At 62.2% G+C, this 14297-nt stretch carries 19 protein-coding genes and 1 other RNA gene; 11 read left to right on the top strand and 9 right to left on the bottom strand.

The annotated features are described in order from the left end of the window. Positions 1-102: 102 nt before the first annotated feature. Positions 103-738 carry a TetR/AcrR family transcriptional regulator gene (locus tag WBQ96_RS11085; RefSeq protein ID WP_336550285.1) on the bottom strand — a complete coding sequence of 212 codons (636 nt, stop codon included), beginning with the start codon at positions 736-738 and terminating at the stop codon, positions 103-105. 91 nt (positions 739-829) lie between these two features. On the opposite strand from WBQ96_RS11085, the gene WBQ96_RS11080 reads away from it, so the two are divergent. After that, the gene (locus tag WBQ96_RS11080) at positions 830-1675 is read left to right on the top strand and encodes an NmrA family NAD(P)-binding protein (RefSeq protein ID WP_336549788.1); all 846 of its coding nucleotides are present in this window, start codon (positions 830-832) and stop codon (positions 1673-1675) included. Beyond that, entirely contained in the window at positions 1672-2151 is a 480-nt protein-coding gene (locus WBQ96_RS11075; protein WP_165118492.1) for an anthrone oxygenase family protein, read from the top strand. The genes WBQ96_RS11080 and WBQ96_RS11075 overlap by 4 nt, the downstream gene beginning before the upstream one ends. Before the next feature lie 68 nt (positions 2152-2219). On the opposite strand, the gene WBQ96_RS11070 is transcribed toward WBQ96_RS11075, so the two are convergent. Next, the gene (locus tag WBQ96_RS11070) at positions 2220-2510 is read right to left on the bottom strand and encodes a SelT/SelW/SelH family protein (RefSeq protein ID WP_165118490.1); all 291 of its coding nucleotides are present in this window, start codon (positions 2508-2510) and stop codon (positions 2220-2222) included. After that, a complete protein-coding gene (locus WBQ96_RS11065; RefSeq protein WP_165118488.1) occupies positions 2507-3256 on the bottom strand; it encodes a YebC/PmpR family DNA-binding transcriptional regulator in 750 nt (249 codons plus the stop codon). The genes WBQ96_RS11070 and WBQ96_RS11065 overlap by 4 nt, the downstream gene beginning before the upstream one ends. 182 nt (positions 3257-3438) lie before the next feature. Between WBQ96_RS11065 and WBQ96_RS11060 the strand changes: the two genes are divergently transcribed. Continuing rightward, positions 3439-4245 carry an MBL fold metallo-hydrolase gene (locus WBQ96_RS11060; protein ID WP_336549792.1) on the top strand — a complete coding sequence of 269 codons (807 nt, stop codon included), beginning with the start codon at positions 3439-3441 and terminating at the stop codon, positions 4243-4245. Between the two features lie 189 nt (positions 4246-4434). Here WBQ96_RS11060 and WBQ96_RS11055 read toward each other — a convergent pair whose 3' ends face one another. Continuing rightward, positions 4435-5133 (bottom strand): glutathione S-transferase family protein, encoded by a 699-nt coding sequence (locus WBQ96_RS11055; RefSeq protein WP_336549794.1) that lies wholly within the window; start codon positions 5131-5133, stop codon positions 4435-4437. 142 nt (positions 5134-5275) lie between these two features. On the opposite strand from WBQ96_RS11055, the gene WBQ96_RS11050 reads away from it, so the two are divergent. Next, positions 5276-5620, top strand: a complete 345-nt coding sequence (locus WBQ96_RS11050; protein WP_165118482.1) for a winged helix-turn-helix transcriptional regulator — start codon at positions 5276-5278, stop codon at positions 5618-5620. 47 nt (positions 5621-5667) lie between these two features. Here WBQ96_RS11050 and WBQ96_RS11045 read toward each other — a convergent pair whose 3' ends face one another. The 4 genes from WBQ96_RS11045 to ssrS form a co-directional block, all read right to left on the bottom strand. Further along, a complete protein-coding gene (locus WBQ96_RS11045) occupies positions 5668-6429 on the bottom strand; it encodes a TerC family protein (protein ID WP_165118480.1) in 762 nt (253 codons plus the stop codon). Between the two features lie 75 nt (positions 6430-6504). Further along, complete coding sequence (locus WBQ96_RS11040) at positions 6505-7329, bottom strand: TIGR00282 family metallophosphoesterase (RefSeq protein ID WP_336549798.1); 825 nt, start codon at positions 7327-7329, stop codon at positions 6505-6507. A gap of 81 nt (positions 7330-7410) precedes the next feature. Further along, complete coding sequence (locus WBQ96_RS11035) at positions 7411-7992, bottom strand: 5-formyltetrahydrofolate cyclo-ligase (protein WP_336549800.1); 582 nt, start codon at positions 7990-7992, stop codon at positions 7411-7413. A 94-nt stretch (positions 7993-8086) separates the two neighbouring features. Further along, a non-coding RNA gene (ssrS, locus tag WBQ96_RS11030) (6S RNA) lies at positions 8087-8242 on the bottom strand. A 316-nt stretch (positions 8243-8558) separates the two neighbouring features. On the opposite strand from ssrS, the gene WBQ96_RS11025 reads away from it, so the two are divergent. Both WBQ96_RS11025 and WBQ96_RS11020 read left to right on the top strand, forming a co-directional pair. Beyond that, complete coding sequence (locus WBQ96_RS11025) at positions 8559-9398, top strand: AAA family ATPase (protein WP_336549802.1); 840 nt, start codon at positions 8559-8561, stop codon at positions 9396-9398. A 259-nt stretch (positions 9399-9657) separates the two neighbouring features. Continuing rightward, positions 9658-10104, top strand: coding sequence for a GNAT family N-acetyltransferase (locus WBQ96_RS11020; protein WP_336549803.1), 447 nt, complete (start codon positions 9658-9660; stop codon positions 10102-10104). On the opposite strand, the gene WBQ96_RS11015 is transcribed toward WBQ96_RS11020, so the two are convergent. Next, positions 10082-11158 (bottom strand): glycoside hydrolase family 25 protein, encoded by a 1077-nt coding sequence (locus WBQ96_RS11015; RefSeq protein ID WP_165118866.1) that lies wholly within the window; start codon positions 11156-11158, stop codon positions 10082-10084. The genes WBQ96_RS11020 and WBQ96_RS11015 overlap by 23 nt on opposite strands. 233 nt (positions 11159-11391) lie before the next feature. On the opposite strand from WBQ96_RS11015, the gene WBQ96_RS11010 reads away from it, so the two are divergent. The 5 genes from WBQ96_RS11010 to WBQ96_RS10990 all read left to right on the top strand — a co-directional run bounded on the left by WBQ96_RS11010 (position 11392) and on the right by WBQ96_RS10990 (position 14296). Next, the gene (locus WBQ96_RS11010) at positions 11392-11823 is read left to right on the top strand and encodes a YeeE/YedE family protein (RefSeq protein ID WP_336549806.1); all 432 of its coding nucleotides are present in this window, start codon (positions 11392-11394) and stop codon (positions 11821-11823) included. A gap of 3 nt (positions 11824-11826) precedes the next feature. After that, entirely contained in the window at positions 11827-12258 is a 432-nt protein-coding gene (locus WBQ96_RS11005) for a DUF6691 family protein (protein ID WP_336549808.1), read from the top strand. A gap of 8 nt (positions 12259-12266) precedes the next feature. Then, on the top strand, positions 12267-13457 hold the full coding sequence (locus WBQ96_RS11000) for a vWA domain-containing protein (protein ID WP_336550287.1): 1191 nt from the start codon (positions 12267-12269) through the stop codon (positions 13455-13457). A gap of 68 nt (positions 13458-13525) precedes the next feature. Further along, the gene (gene msrB / locus WBQ96_RS10995; protein WP_165118464.1) at positions 13526-13927 is read left to right on the top strand and encodes a peptide-methionine (R)-S-oxide reductase MsrB; all 402 of its coding nucleotides are present in this window, start codon (positions 13526-13528) and stop codon (positions 13925-13927) included. Positions 13928-13930: 3 nt separating this feature from the next. Continuing rightward, the gene (locus tag WBQ96_RS10990) at positions 13931-14296 is read left to right on the top strand and encodes a DUF488 domain-containing protein (RefSeq protein ID WP_165118462.1); all 366 of its coding nucleotides are present in this window, start codon (positions 13931-13933) and stop codon (positions 14294-14296) included. Position 14297 lies beyond the last annotated feature (1 nt).

The following is a 14297-nucleotide window of genomic DNA, read 5'->3' as shown; positions in this document are numbered from 1 at the left end:
CAGCGTCACAGCTTCCTCCTTCTCCCCGTCACTATACGGGGAGAAGGTCGCGGCAGCGGGATGAGGGGCAGCGCCTGCGTGGCCGAAGAAGCCTTTTTCCCCTCACCCCGCCTCCATCTCCCGAAGCACCATGCGCTTGTAATTCTCCACCAGCGCATCGCCCTCGGCACGCTCGACGGAAATCGCCAGCCGCATCGTCGATTCCCCCAGCGACATGATCAGGAAGGCCGAGCGATCGAGCTCTGCCTCGTCCGCATCGGGCCGCAGCCGCTTCAGCACGGCAGCAAGCAGCGCCCCGTTGAGCCGGCCGCTTTCGAGCTCGACATCGCGCAGGCCCTTGTCGGCCTGCATGCCGAACCAGATGTCGCGGATCACCGGCTCGGCCAGGAACAGCCCGTAATAGATGTCGATCAGCCGGCCGAAGGCCACGCGCATCCCTTCGAGGTCGCGCACGTCGGCAAGCTCGGCCTCGATGCATTCGCGCCCTTGCGCGTTGTAGCGCTCGGCCAGAGTGCGCAGGATCGCGCCCTTGTCAGGAAAATACTGGTACAGCGAGCCGATCGAAATCCCGGCATTTTCAGCCACTTCGCTCATGCGCATGGCATCGCTGCCGGTTGCCGCGATCAGTGCCGAGGCGACTTCGAGGATGCGCTCCACCCGCTCGCGGCTGCGCTGCTGCGTCGGCGCGCGGCGCGTGATAGTCGGCGTGTCTTCGGCAGGTGCTGGGGTCGGCTCCATGATGTCCTCGATGCGATTCCGGTTGACAGCCATAATATGAGGGTTTATCACATTTGCAAATGTGAGGATTACTCACATTATGGAGGAAGTGATGAACACGATCAATGACACCACCAAACCGACCCTCATTCTCGGCGGCACCGGCAAGACCGGAAGCCGCGTCGCCCAACGCCTGGCCGCCCGCGGCCTGCCGGTGCGCATCGGCTCGCGTTCCGGCCAGCCGCCCTTCGACTGGAACGACGAAAAGACCTGGAAGGCAGTGCTTGACGGCGTCGGCGCCGTCTACATCACCTATTATCCGGACATCGCCGTGCCGGGTGCCACTGAGGCTGTCGGCGCCTTCTCGCGGCTGGCGGTGGAAAGCGGCGTGAAGCGGCTGGTGCTGCTTTCCGGCCGTGGCGAGCCGGAGGCACAGCGCGCCGAAGAGGAACTCAAGGCCTCCGGCGCCGACTGGACCATCCTGCGCTGCTCTTGGTTCGCCCAGAATTTCAGCGAGGGTTTTCTGCTCGACTCCATCCTGGCCGGCGAGATCGCCCTGCCCGCCGGTGATGTGAAGGAACCCTTCATCGATGCCGACGACATTGCCGACGCCGCCGTCATCGCGCTGACCGAGCCCGGCCATGTCGGAGAACTCTACGAAATGACAGGCCCGCGCCTGCTGACCTTCGCCGAGGCCGCCGCTGAAATCGGCAAGGCGAGCGGGCGGAACATTCGCTATGAGCAGATTTCCCACGAAGTCTTCTTCGAGACACTGAGGCAGGCCGGCATACCGGCCGAGTTCTTCGGCCTTATGACGGAGCTGTTCACCGAAGTGCTCGACGGCCGCAACACCTACGTCACCGACGGTGCGCAGCGTATTCTGGGCCGCGCCCCGAGGGATTTTTCCGATTATGCTCGCGACACCGCCGCCACCGGCATCTGGGAGGAGAAAAAATGATCGCGCCGTTCTTCATCGTCCTCACCTTCGCCGCCGCGCTGGGCAGCGGCATCATGGCAGGGCTGTTCTTCGTCTTTTCGACCACCATCATGGCCGCACTCGCGCGCTTGCCCGCCGGCGACGGCGCGGCTGCGATGAACGCCATCAACGTCGTCATCATCAACCCGTTGTTCCTCACGGCCTTCATGGGGACGGCGCTGATCTGCGCGATCCTCGCCGTCAAGGCGATCATCGGCTGGAGCGAGATCGGCTCGGCCTGGCTGCTTGCCGGCAGCCTGCTCTACATCGTCGGCATTCTTCTGGTGACGATGATCTTCAACGTGCCGCTGAACGATGCGCTGGCTGCGGCCGGCCCCGAAACGGCCGAAGGCGCAAACCTTTGGACCCGCTACCTTGCCGAATGGGTGCCCTGGAACCATGTTCGCACGGTGAGCGGCATCGCTTCGCTCGCCTGCTTCATCATAGCGCTGCGGTAGACGGCCTGGCGCGTTCGATTGCGCATATCGTCTTTGGTCCGTGCGAGGGCAAATGATCGAATGGGCCGCTACTTGCGGTCCGAATGCCCGAGATCGCGTTCGGGATCGATGATATCGCGAACCCGCTGCTTCAGCACCTTGGCCTCGGGAAAACCCCCGTCGCGCTTGCGCTCCCAGATCAGTTCGCCATTGCAGGTGATCTCGAACACGCCGCCGGTGCCCGGCACCAACGCGACCTCGCCAAGCTCGGTGCCAAAGGTCGAAAGAAGCTCCTGCCCCAGCCACGCCGCGCGCAGCAGCCACATGCATTGGGTGCAGTAGGTGATTGCTACGCGGGCTTTTGGCGCGGCTTCGGTCATGCCGCGCTGAGCTTGGCCATCGTCTCTTCGTCGACCTCGAAATTGGCGTAGACGTTCTGCACGTCGTCGTCGTCTTCGAGGGTGGCGACGAGTTTCAGGATCGACTGGGCGCGGTCCTCGTCGACGGGAATGTTGTTCTGCGGCTTCCAGATCGCTTTCACAGATTCGGCTTCGCCGAGCGAGGCTTCGAGCGCCTTGGACACTTCGCCGAGATTCTCGAAGGCGCAGAGGATGGTGTGGCCGTCCTCGTCCGACTGCACGTCGTCGGCTCCCGCCTCGATTGCCGCATCCATCAGCTTGTCGGCGCTGCCGGCAGACACCGGATAGAAGATTTCGCCGACGCGGTCCCACATGAAGGACACCGAGCCGGTTTCGCCGAGCGCGCCGCCGGACTTGGTGAAGGCCGCGCGCACGTTGGATGCCGAGCGGTTGCGGTTGTCGGTCAGCACCTCGACGATGACGGCAACGCCGCCGGGGCCATAGCCCTCGTAGCGCACTTCATCATAGTTTTCCGCATCGCCCGCCGACGCCTTGTTGATGGCGCGCTGGATGTTGTCCTTCGGCATCGACACGGCCTTGGCGTTCTGCACGGCCAGGCGCAGGCGCGGGTTCATCGCCGGGTCGGGAACGCCGACCTTGGCGGCAACGGTGATTTCGCGCGCCAGCTTGGAAAACATTTTCGAGCGCACCGCGTCCTGACGGCCCTTGCGGTGCATGATGTTCTTGAATTGTGAATGGCCGGCCATGGGACCCCTTAGTCTTTACTCGGCTATCTGGAATGGGCCGGCTTATAAACCAGAATGACGGTGAACGTCCAGAAGTACCGGCGTTTGCCGCCCTCGCGAAAACGTGACTCCCGATAATGCCCTTTCGCCGGTCATATTGCATTGCCGCATCATTCATCGCCGCCTGCGACGGGAGCCTTGGAATGCCAGCTTTTCGCCTTGCCTTTCTGCTCGCCTTCCTGCTCTGGCCGCTGGCCGCATTCGCGCAGGAAGACCCGGTGCCGAGCCGCTGCATCGCCATCGCGCAGGCGCTGCCCGGCGTCACCTATGCCAATTTCACGCCGGCGCAGGCGAGAACCAGCGGCGAGGTGAAAATCACCTATGCCGGCCATTCCACCTATGTCATCGAGAGCCCTGCCGGCGTGCGCATCGCCACCGACTTCAGCGGCATCTATGGCAGCGACCCGCTGCCGCGCGTCGTCACCATGAACAAGGCGCACCGCACACACTACACGAACGCGCCCGATCCCGGCATCGAACATGTGCTGCGCGGCTGGAACCCGGAAGGCGGGCCGGCAAAGCACCGGATCGTGGTCGACGATGTCTATATCCGCAACGTGCCGACCGACATCCGCAGCTGGGGCGGCGAACTCGAACGCGATGGCAATTCGATCTTCATCTTCGAGGTCGCCGACCTGTGCATCGGCCACCTCGGCCACCTGCATACGCGCCTCAGCGACCAGCAATATGGCCAGATCGGCCGGCTCGACATCGTCATGGTGCCGATCGACGGCGGCCTGACCCAGTCCATCGGCTCGATCAGCGAGATCACGGAACGGCTCTATTCCTCCGTCGTTCTGCCCATGCACCGCCACGCGACGCCGCTTGACGAATTCCTCCGCCGCGTGGGCGAAGGCTTCGCCGTCGACTTCCGCGACAGCCCCTCGCTCACGGTGTCGCTGAAGACCCTGCCGCGCCAACCGACGATTGTGGTGCTGGAGGGGATTTGAGGGGGTCAGCGGCGGCCTGACGACCAGAATGCCAATGCTTTTGGAAAGTTCTTGCCCCTCATCTCCCTGCCGGGACCTTCTCCCCGTGAACGGGGGAGAAGGAGGAACCTCCAACGCTGGCGTCTCCCTCTCCCCGTCCTTACGGGGAGAGGGTAAGGGTGAGGGGCAATCTATCTGCCAGCGAAGTGGCTAAGCAGCGACCCGCCGCTCAAGCTCCGCCAACGTCACATGCCCCAGAAACCCGCCACTGCTGGTCGCCGGCTTCTCGTCCTCGATCGCATGGGCGAAGATCACACCGGAATCAGCCTCCAGCCTAGCTATATGCCTGTGAAGCTCCGGATACTCTTTCGCGATATCGAACAGCCCAAGGTCCTCACCCCAGCGCGCAATGCCGATGAAATAGGCGTCGGCGACGGTCTTCGTATCGCCCGCCAGCCATTCGCGATCCGCCATCATGTCCTGCAGATGGGCATAGCTCCGTGCAGCCTTCTCGCGCGCCAGCGCCCGCAGCACCTCGCGGTTGGGATCGTCCTCGGCCAGCTTGTAGGCCGTCCAGGCCGGCGAGAAGGCCGAATGGAACGTCGTGTGCAGATAGGCAAGCACGCTGTTCAGCCGGTCGAACTCTTCAGACCCTTGCCCAAACCTTCTGTCGCGGCCACGCGCCACGATGTTTTGCATGATGGCGAAACTCTCGACCAGCGGTCGGCCATCCTCCAGCAGCAGCGCCGGCGTCTCGCCGAGCGGGCTGACGCCGCCAAAGGTCTCGCTTTCCTTCTTGGCCAGCATGTCGACGCGGCAGAGGCGATAGGGCTGTCCGAGCCATTCGAGTGCGACGATCGAGCCGAACGAGCAGCCATACGGCACGCCGTAGAAGAGTACAGGTTCCATCTTGATTTCCTTTCGGGTTGGCTCACCGCACCGACCGGAAAGGCCAGCGCGACGCTGACCGGAACCTATGCAATACTTGACCATGAGCAAGTACCTACAATATCGTAAGGTACTAACCTGATAGTAAGTATTGAGGATTTCCATGGCAAAAAAACAGCCGGACAGCTGCGGGCTCGGCCCCGCATTCCAGGTTATCGGCGGAAAATGGAAGGCCCTGATCCTGTGGCTGATCCACACCGAGCCGCGCCGCTTCGGTGAATTGAAGCGGCTGGTGCCGGACATCAGCGAGAAGATGCTGATCCAGCAGTTGCGCGAAATGGAAGCCGACGGCCTCGTTCATCGCAAGATGTTTCACGAGGTCCCGCCGCGCGTCGAATATTCAGCGACCGCACTTGGCGTCTCGCTCGACGATGCGCTGATCCCGCTTGCCGAATGGGGCAAGACATATGGCGACGTGATCGCGGCCCGGCGCCAGGCCGCGGAATAGACCTCAGGCGAACAATAGACGATGGCGGGCGAAAGCCCGCCCCGCCATTACTCGCCGTGCCCTTTGACCTTGCGCTTTCTGGCCAGCATGTTGAGCCCCTCGACCAGCGCAGAAAAACCCATGGCGGCGTAGATGTAGCCCTTGGGCACATGGTAACCCATGCCGTCGGCGATCAGCGTCATGCCGATCATCAGCAGGAAGCCCAGCGCCAGCATGACAATGGTCGGGTTCTTGGCGATGAATTTCGCCAGCGGGTCGGCAGCCACCATCATCACCGTCACCGCCGCGATAACGGCGATATACATGATGACGATCTCGTCGGTCATGCCGACGGCGGTAATGATCGAGTCGACCGAGAAGACCAGGTCGAGCAGCAGGATCTGGAAGATCGCGGCACCCATCGAAAGCTTGACCGTGGCACCGACCATCGAATCCTTGTGATCTTCCGGATCGACCGTGTGATGGATTTCCTTGGTCGCCTTCCACACAAGGAACAGGCCACCCGCGATCAGGATGATGTCGCGCCAGGAAAAGCCATGGCCGAAGGCCGAGAAAACCGGCGTGGTCAATTGCACGATGAAGGAGATCGTCGCCAGAAGCACCAGCCGCATGATGAGTGCAGCACTTATGCCGAGCTTTCGCGCCCGCGACTGCTGCTCGGCCGGCAGCTTGTTGGTCAGGATCGAGATGAAGATCAGGTTGTCGATGCCGAGCACGATCTCGAGCACGACAAGCGTCACAAGCGCGACCCACGCCGTTGGATCATTCACGAAGGCGAAGTGCGGCGCCAGAAAGTCGATGATCGGCATCTGCTGAATGTCCCCTGACAATCTGAAAGAAAAATAGTCCGGCAGAAGTAGGTAGGCTACAGGCTCACTTCAACGTCAAGACCAGAAAGAAGGCACGGTTTCTTCTAGGCGCGGCCCGAGCCGCAACGGCGCAACCTTCTCGGCAAGCCCGGTACGGTCGGATATATCGACGCCGAGCCCGCAAATCGTCGCAGGGCCGTTCGCGGCCTCGAACCGTCCCTTCGGCACTTTCGAAAGAAACCGGTTCAGCGGTTCTTCCTTGTCCATGCCGAGCGAGGAATCATAATCGCCGCACATGCCGGCGTCGGTCAGGTAGGCGGTGCCGCCATTCAGAATCTGGTGGTCGGCGGTCGGCTGGTGCGTATGGGTGCCGACAACGAGACTGGCGCGCCCATCGACGAAATGCGCAAAGCACATTTTCTCGCTCGTCGCCTCGGCATGAAAATCGATAACCACCGCATCTGCCTGCTCGCCGAGTGGGCAGGCTGCAAGCTCGCGCTCCACCGCCTGAAAAGGATCGTCGAGTTCGGGATGCATGAACACCCGGCCCATGATGTTGGAAACGAACACCCGCGCGCCGTTCTTTGCGATATACACGCCCGAACCGCGGCCCGGCGTACCCTTCGGAAAATTGACCGGGCGCAGGAAGCGATCCTCGCGCGGCGCAAATGTCAGCGCCTCGCGCTGGTCCCAGACATGGTTGCCGGTTGTGACGACATCAGCGCCGGCATTCAGCGTCTCGCGAAAAATCTCTTCGGTTATGCCGAAGCCGCCGGCAGCGTTCTCGCCATTGACGATGACGAAATCGAGCTTGAAGTCGGAAATCAGCCCCGGCAGCTTTTGCCACACTGCCGTGCGGCCGGATTTACCCACCATGTCCCCGAGAAAAAGAAGTCTCATGCAGCGCGATCCAGCAGCCATCGTCGGCGTAAACAAAAAGAGCGTGACCTTGGGATAGGTCACGCTTCTGCGAACATCCTTCTACAGAGTAGAGGCAAACCGGCGCAAGCCGCTTTCGGTCAGGATTTCCGGGATGATCACGTCGTGCGGCTCGTCGGGCACCAACTGCACTTCCTGGCAGTCGAAGGCGATGCCGATCATGCGCGGGTCGAGGCCCTTGTCGTGCAGGCGCGAAATCGCCCGGTCGTAATAGCCGGCGCCATAGCCGATGCGATGGCCGCGCGCGTCGAAGGCGGCCAGCGGTATCAGCATCAGCGAAGGGTCTAGCACTTCTGCATCCTCGGGGGGACCGGCAGTGCCAAAACTCATCTGGACGAGTTCCGCACCACGCACCAGTTCGCGAAAGACGATCGTCGTCTTGTCGAGGATTGCCGGCAGGCAGAGCCGCGCGCCTTTTTCGCGCAGGGAAAACATCAGCGGTCGGATATCGACCTCGGAACGCATCGGCCAGAAAGCCGAGACTATCTGCCCCGGCTCGACCGGAATGGACCCGGCCATATCCGCCATCTGCAGCGACGCCTCGATGCGCCACACCACAGGCAGCGCGTCGCGGCGCGCCAGCGCTTCCAGGCGCAGTTGTTTCTTGAGTGCTTTTTCCATCATCGCGCCCCTTATGCCGGGGCAGGATAAAAAATGCCAGTTGGGGGATGCCATCGCGGAAGCGACGTTTTTGAAAAGCGCAGCGAAATCGGGGAAGTGACGATCCACACAACCGGTGGAGAGAGCGATCCCGGGAACCTACAAAGTAGGTGGGCGCCGTATGAAAAGACCCACGGGTCTTCCCAGGGACAGCTCCCTAAGGATCGTTAAGGCCCCGGGGAAAATGTTCTCCTGCCGGGAAGCACAGACCGTCATCGATGAATATAGGACGCATCGAGGGTGCACGCCAGAGAATTGCCGGCTTTGAAAAAATTTAGATGAAAGCGCCGCCCTACCTCCTCCCTCGCCCCGTTTACGGGGAGAGGGAAGGCGAAGCCCGGCTTGCCGGGCGAAGCAGGGTGAGGGGCAGCGCCAACGTTGATCGTTAGTGCTCGACGTTGGCGCCGCCCCTCATCCGCCCTTCGGGCACCTTCTCCCCGTAAACGGGGAGAAGGAAGAGGCGCCACCAACCCTTGCCCCCATGCCGCCCCGCCCCTACTGTCGCGGCCAACACCAATCTGGAGTTTGGAATGCGTTTTGAAGGCACCTCGGCCTATGTTGCCGAAAAGGATCTGATGGTCGCGGTCAATGCGGCGATCGCGCTGGAGCGGCCCTTGCTGGTCAAGGGCGAGCCCGGCACCGGCAAGACCGAGCTTGCCAAGCAGGTGGCATCCGCCCTTGGTCTCGACCTGATCGAATGGCACATCAAGTCGACCACCCGCGCCCAGCAGGGCCTTTACGAGTATGACGCCGTCTCGCGCCTGCGCGACAGCCAGCTCGGCGACGACCGCTTCAACGACATCAAGAACTACATCAAGCGCGGCAAGCTGTGGGAGGCCTTCGCCGCCGGCAGGAAGGTCGTGCTTTTGATCGACGAGATCGACAAGGCCGACATCGAGTTCCCCAACGATCTTTTGCAGGAACTCGATAAGATGGAATTCTTCGTCTACGAGACCGGCGAGACGATCCGCGCGGATGTGCGCCCCATCGTCATCATCACCTCCAACAACGAAAAGGAACTGCCCGACGCCTTCCTGCGTCGCTGCTTCTTCCACTACATCCGCTTCCCCGATGCCGATACGCTGACCAAGATCGTCGAGGTTCATTACCCCGGCATCAAGCAGAACCTGGTCCGCGCCGCCCTCACCCAGTTCTACGAAATCCGCGACGTGCCCGGCCTGAAGAAGAAGCCCTCGACCTCCGAGGCGCTCGACTGGATCAGGCTGCTGGTCGCCGACGACATCGATCCAGCCGATCTACGCGCCGACCCGAAGAACGCCCTGCCCAAGCTGCACGGCGCGCTTCTCAAGAACGAGCAGGATGTGCACCTGTTCGAGCGGCTGGCGTTCATGGCGAGACGGCAAGGGTAGAAATTTCCCCTCTCCGTCTCGGCTTCGCCGAGCCACCTCTCCCCTCAAGCGGGGCGAGGAACCGGCGCCCATTGAGGTCGCGGCTTTACAGAACTGGGGGGTTCCTCGCCCCATGAAATGGGGAGAGGTGGCTCGCGTAGCGAGACGGAGAGGGGTTCTTAAGCGCGGACAACGCTTTTCCAGCTCTGGACCGTTGGTAACAGCTTCGTACTCGGGCAGGTTGCCTTCGACACCAAGCGATCGATGAAAGCGAAAGCCAATGACCGAAGTCACCATCCGCCCGCTCGAACAGTCCGACCACGCCGAATGGCGCCGCCTCTGGACCGACTATCTGGTCTTCTACAAGGCGACGGTGCCGGAAGAGGTCTACCAGACCACCTGGAAGCGGCTGTTCACGCAAGGCGAGTACGAGCCCAAGGGTTTCATCGCGCTTCTCGACGGTAAACCGGTCGGCCTGACGCATTATATGTACCACCGCTCATGCTGGTCGGTGGTCAACAACTGCTATCTGCAGGATCTGTTCGCCGACCCTGACGTGCGCGGCAAGGGCGTGGGCGCGGCTCTCATCGAGGCAGTCAAGCAGGAAGCCGCCAAGATCGGCGTGTCGAACGTCTACTGGATGACGCACGAGACCAACGCCACCGCGCGCAAGCTTTACGACTACGTCGCGCGGCGCACCGGCTTTATTGAGTACGACCTGCTGTAGCCACCTCGGTCTGGCCGGTCACCCGGTCGACCCAGCGGTGCCAGTCGCTCTCGCTGCCGTGGAAGACGTTGAGGTCGATCTTCCCGGCAACGCCGTGCGAAAGCCCGGACCCAGAATACTGCCAGAACACCCACTTGCGGCCGGGATACACCTTGGACGGGTGCTGGGCGACGGCGCGGAGCCAGAACGGATAGTCAAGGAATTCGCCCCTGAGATTGTCGCGATAGAAATCCGGCGCGGTGTAGATGATCGGGCGCTGGCCGTAATGCCGCTCCAGCTTGTCCATGAAGACCTGCATTTTCTCCCGCACCTTGGCGGGCGACAGGCGGCGCTGGCATTTCGACTCGCCATTGTATTCGACATCGATGACCGGCGGCAGCGCGCCTTCCACCTTCGGCACGTTGCGGATGAACCAGTCGGCCTGTTCGCCGGCGGTGCGGCACCAGTAGAAGAAGTGATAGGCGCCGCGCTTCAGCCCGGCCTCCTGGGCACCGCGCCAATTCTTGCGGAACATCGGGTCGAGGTGGTCGCCGCCGTCGGTCGCCTTGATATAGGCGAAGTTCGCGCCCTGGCTGCGCAGTCTCTGCCAGTCGATGTCGGCCTGCCAGCGCGACACGTCAACACCGTGGACAGCCAGCGCCCTTGGCGAGGCCTTTCCGAAATTGATCGGCTTGGCATCGCGGAACTGGCGGCTGTAGACGCGGCTGCGTTCGCGGGGCACAGTTCTGCTGCCCGACGGGTCTGACGGCACCATCAGTGCGACCGGTTTCAGCTCGGGCACCGGCATTCCCGCCGACTTGGTTTCGACCGCAAGCGCCACCGCTGCCGGCGGGATCGGAGCGGCCGCAGCCAATGCCTGATGAGGCAGCGTTTGCTGGGGATCGGGACTGACGGCACCGACGCTTGCCGCAGGCACCGGACCGCTTGGCCTAACGACGGAACTCGTCGTTTCGAGCGATGGCTGCGCCAGAATGTCGCCCACGCCCGAACTGGATGTGCAGCCGGCCAAAGCCATGCAGGCGAAGAGAATTGCTGGAACCCCTGAAAAACGCATAAACACCCGCACGCAAGCAAACACGTCGATAGGCAAGAAAAACGCCATCGAACCCCACTGACGCAAATTCCTAACGACAAATTACCAAGAAAGGTTGAATCCCACTGTTAACCACGACGACTCGATAGAGGCTGGCACCAACTGCGCACCGGGCGATTTCATTGGATGCGATTTGCTGTAGCATCGGCCGGCTTTTGGCCGCGCAAGGCCCAGCGGCTTAATCGGAGGAATGCATGACTGAATTCACGCCGTTCTCGTCACTGATCGGCGGTGCCCTGATCGGCCTTTCCGCCGTGCTGCTGATGGCACTGGAAGGCCGGATCGCCGGAATCAGCGGCATAGCCACGCGCCTGCTGCCGCCCTATCGGGAAGGCGCCGGCAGCCTGTCCGCGCTCGCTTTCGTGGCAGGCCTGTTATGCGCTCCCTTCGTCGTGATGGCGGTGACTGGCCAGCCTGTCCTGCAGACGGTTTCATCGAACCTGCCCTTGATGGCCATAGCAGGCTTGCTGGTCGGCTTCGGCGCAAACCTCGGCGGCGGCTGCACCAGCGGGCACGCCGTCTGCGGCATCTCGCGTCTCTCGACACGCTCGATCGTCGCCACCGCCACCTTCATGGCCACCGCCTTCGTCACGGTCTTCGTCATGCGTCACATGGTCGGAGGCTGAGCCATGACATTCGTCGTCAATCTGCTGCTCGGCCTGCTCTTCGGCATCGGCCTTGTCGTCTCGGGCATGTCCGACCCCGCCAAGGTGCTCAATTTCCTCGATCTGGCCGGAACGTGGGACCCATCGCTCCTATTCGTCATGATCGGCGCCGTGCTCGTCACGTTTCTTGGCTACCGTATCGTGCTGAGACGTGACCGCCCGCTTCTGGCGAATATATTCCGGCTGCCAACGGCCAAGGACGTGGATGCGCGCCTGCTTTCGGGTGCTGCGATCTTCGGCGTCGGCTGGGGGCTTGGTGGCTTCTGTCCGGGCCCGGCGCTGACGGCACTTGGTCTTGCCGCGCCCGGAGCGCTGGTATTCCTGCCCGCAATGTTCGCAGGTTTATGGGCTGCCCGCATGTTGGCACTTGCCCGACCACCCCTGAAGGAGGCATGAAACAAGCCATGTTCATTCCCTTCTTTCTCGAACTCAAGGCCGCCAAAGTCCCCGTGTCCCTGCGGGAATATCTGTCCCTGCTCGAAGGGCTGGAAGCGGGGCTGGTCGACTACGACGTCGAGGGCTTTTACTATCTCGCCCGCGCGGCTCTGGTGAAGGACGAGCGCCATATCGACCGCTTCGACCAGGTCTTTGCGCACGTCTTTAGGGGCGTCGAGGCGCTGGCCGGCGAAGGCGCCATCGATGTCGAAAACCTGCCCGAGGAATGGCTGCGGCGGCTTGCCGAAAAGCACCTGAGCGACGACGAGAAAAAGCTGGTCGAGGCGCTGGGCGGCTTCGACAAGCTGATGGAGACGCTGAAGAAGCGCCTCGAAGAGCAGAAGGGCCGTCATCAGGGCGGCTCGAAATGGATCGGCACCGCCGGCACCTCGCCCTTCGGCGCCTATGGCTACAATCCCGAAGGCGTGCGCATCGGCCAGAACGAAAGCCGCCACCGCCGCGCGGTTAAGGTGTGGGACAAGCGCGAGTTCAAGAATTTCGACGATTCCGTCGAACTCGGCATCCGCAACATCAAGGTTGCGCTGAAGCGCCTGCGCCGCTGGGTGCGCGAGGGCGCGGACGAGGAATTCGACCTGCCCGGCACCATCCACGCCACCGCCGAGCACGGCTATCTCGACGTTCAGACCCGGCCGGAACGGCGCAACGCGGTGAAGCTGTTGATGTTCTTCGATGTCGGCGGCTCGATGGACGACCACATCAAGGTGGTGGAGGAGCTGTTTTCAGCCTCGCGCGCCGAATTCCGCCAGCTCGAATATTTTTACTTCCACAACTGCCTTTACGAAGGCGTCTGGAAGGACAATCGCCGCCGCCATTCCGAAGTCATCCCGACCCACGACGTGCTCCATAAATACGGCCACGACTACAAGGTCATCTTCGTCGGCGACGCCTCCATGAGCCCCTACGAGATCGCCTATGCCGGCGGTTCCGTCGAGCATTGGAACCCCGAGCCCGGGGCGGTCTGGCTGCAGCGCGTTATCGCGCAATGGCCCAATGCCATCTGGATCAATCCAACGCGCGAAAAGCACTGGAGCTACACCCATTCGATCAAGACGATCAACGACATTTTTTCCGGCCGCATGTACCCTCTGACGCTTTCGGGGCTGGAAAGCGCGACCAAGGAGCTTTCCAGGAAGCATTGAGGCACTTGGTAAACCCGGCTTTCAGTCTTACATTCGGCCGGAACAAAACTTCCCCTGGAGGCGGCCTCATGGACACCCACACCTATCCCGTCACCCGCACCGACGCAGAATGGCGCGCCAAGCTGACACCGGAACAATATGCGGTCATGCGCGGTCACGGCACCGAGCGGCCGGGAAGCTGCGCCCTGCTTTACGAGAAGCGCGCCGGCACCTTCACCTGCGTCGGCTGCGACCAGCCTTTGTTCGAAGCAAAGCTGAAGTTCGAGAGCGGCACCGGCTGGCCGAGCTTCAACGACCCGGTCGAGGGCTCGGTCGAAACAACCGTCGACCGCAGCTACGGCATGGTCCGTACGGAATGCCATTGCGCGCGCTGCGGCAGCCATCTCGGCCATGTCTTCGAAGACGGCCCGCCGCCGACCGGCCTGCGCTATTGCATCAACGGCGTGGCCCTGAACTTCCAGCCTGCCTGAGGCATGGCCGGCAAGATCCCGGCGGACAGGATCAGGCTCAAGCGGGCCTATGAGCCGCCGTCCGCCGATGACGGCGCTCGCATCCTGGTCGACCGGCTCTGGCCTCGCGGCGTGAGCAAGGCGGACGCCAGGCTCGATCAGTGGATGAAGGAAATCGCGCCGAGCACCGAACTGCGAAAATGGTTCGGGCACGATCCTGAAAGATGGCAGGAGTTCCGCAGGCGATACATTGCGGAACTCGAAACGCATCAAGAGCAGATCGAACATCTGCGCGAATTGGCCAAGACCGGCGTGGTGACGCTGGTCTATTCCGCCCGCGACGAAACGCACAATGATGCCGTTGTTCTACGTGAAGTGCTGCTTGGCTGAA

The sequence above is a fragment of the Mesorhizobium sp. CCNWLY176 genome (genome assembly GCF_037153935.1).
In the GTDB taxonomy this organism is placed as follows: domain Bacteria; phylum Pseudomonadota; class Alphaproteobacteria; order Rhizobiales; family Rhizobiaceae; genus Mesorhizobium_M; species Mesorhizobium_M zhangyense.
The sequence above is the reverse complement of the archived record's forward strand: the minus strand, read 5'-3'. Positions and strand labels throughout refer to the sequence as shown.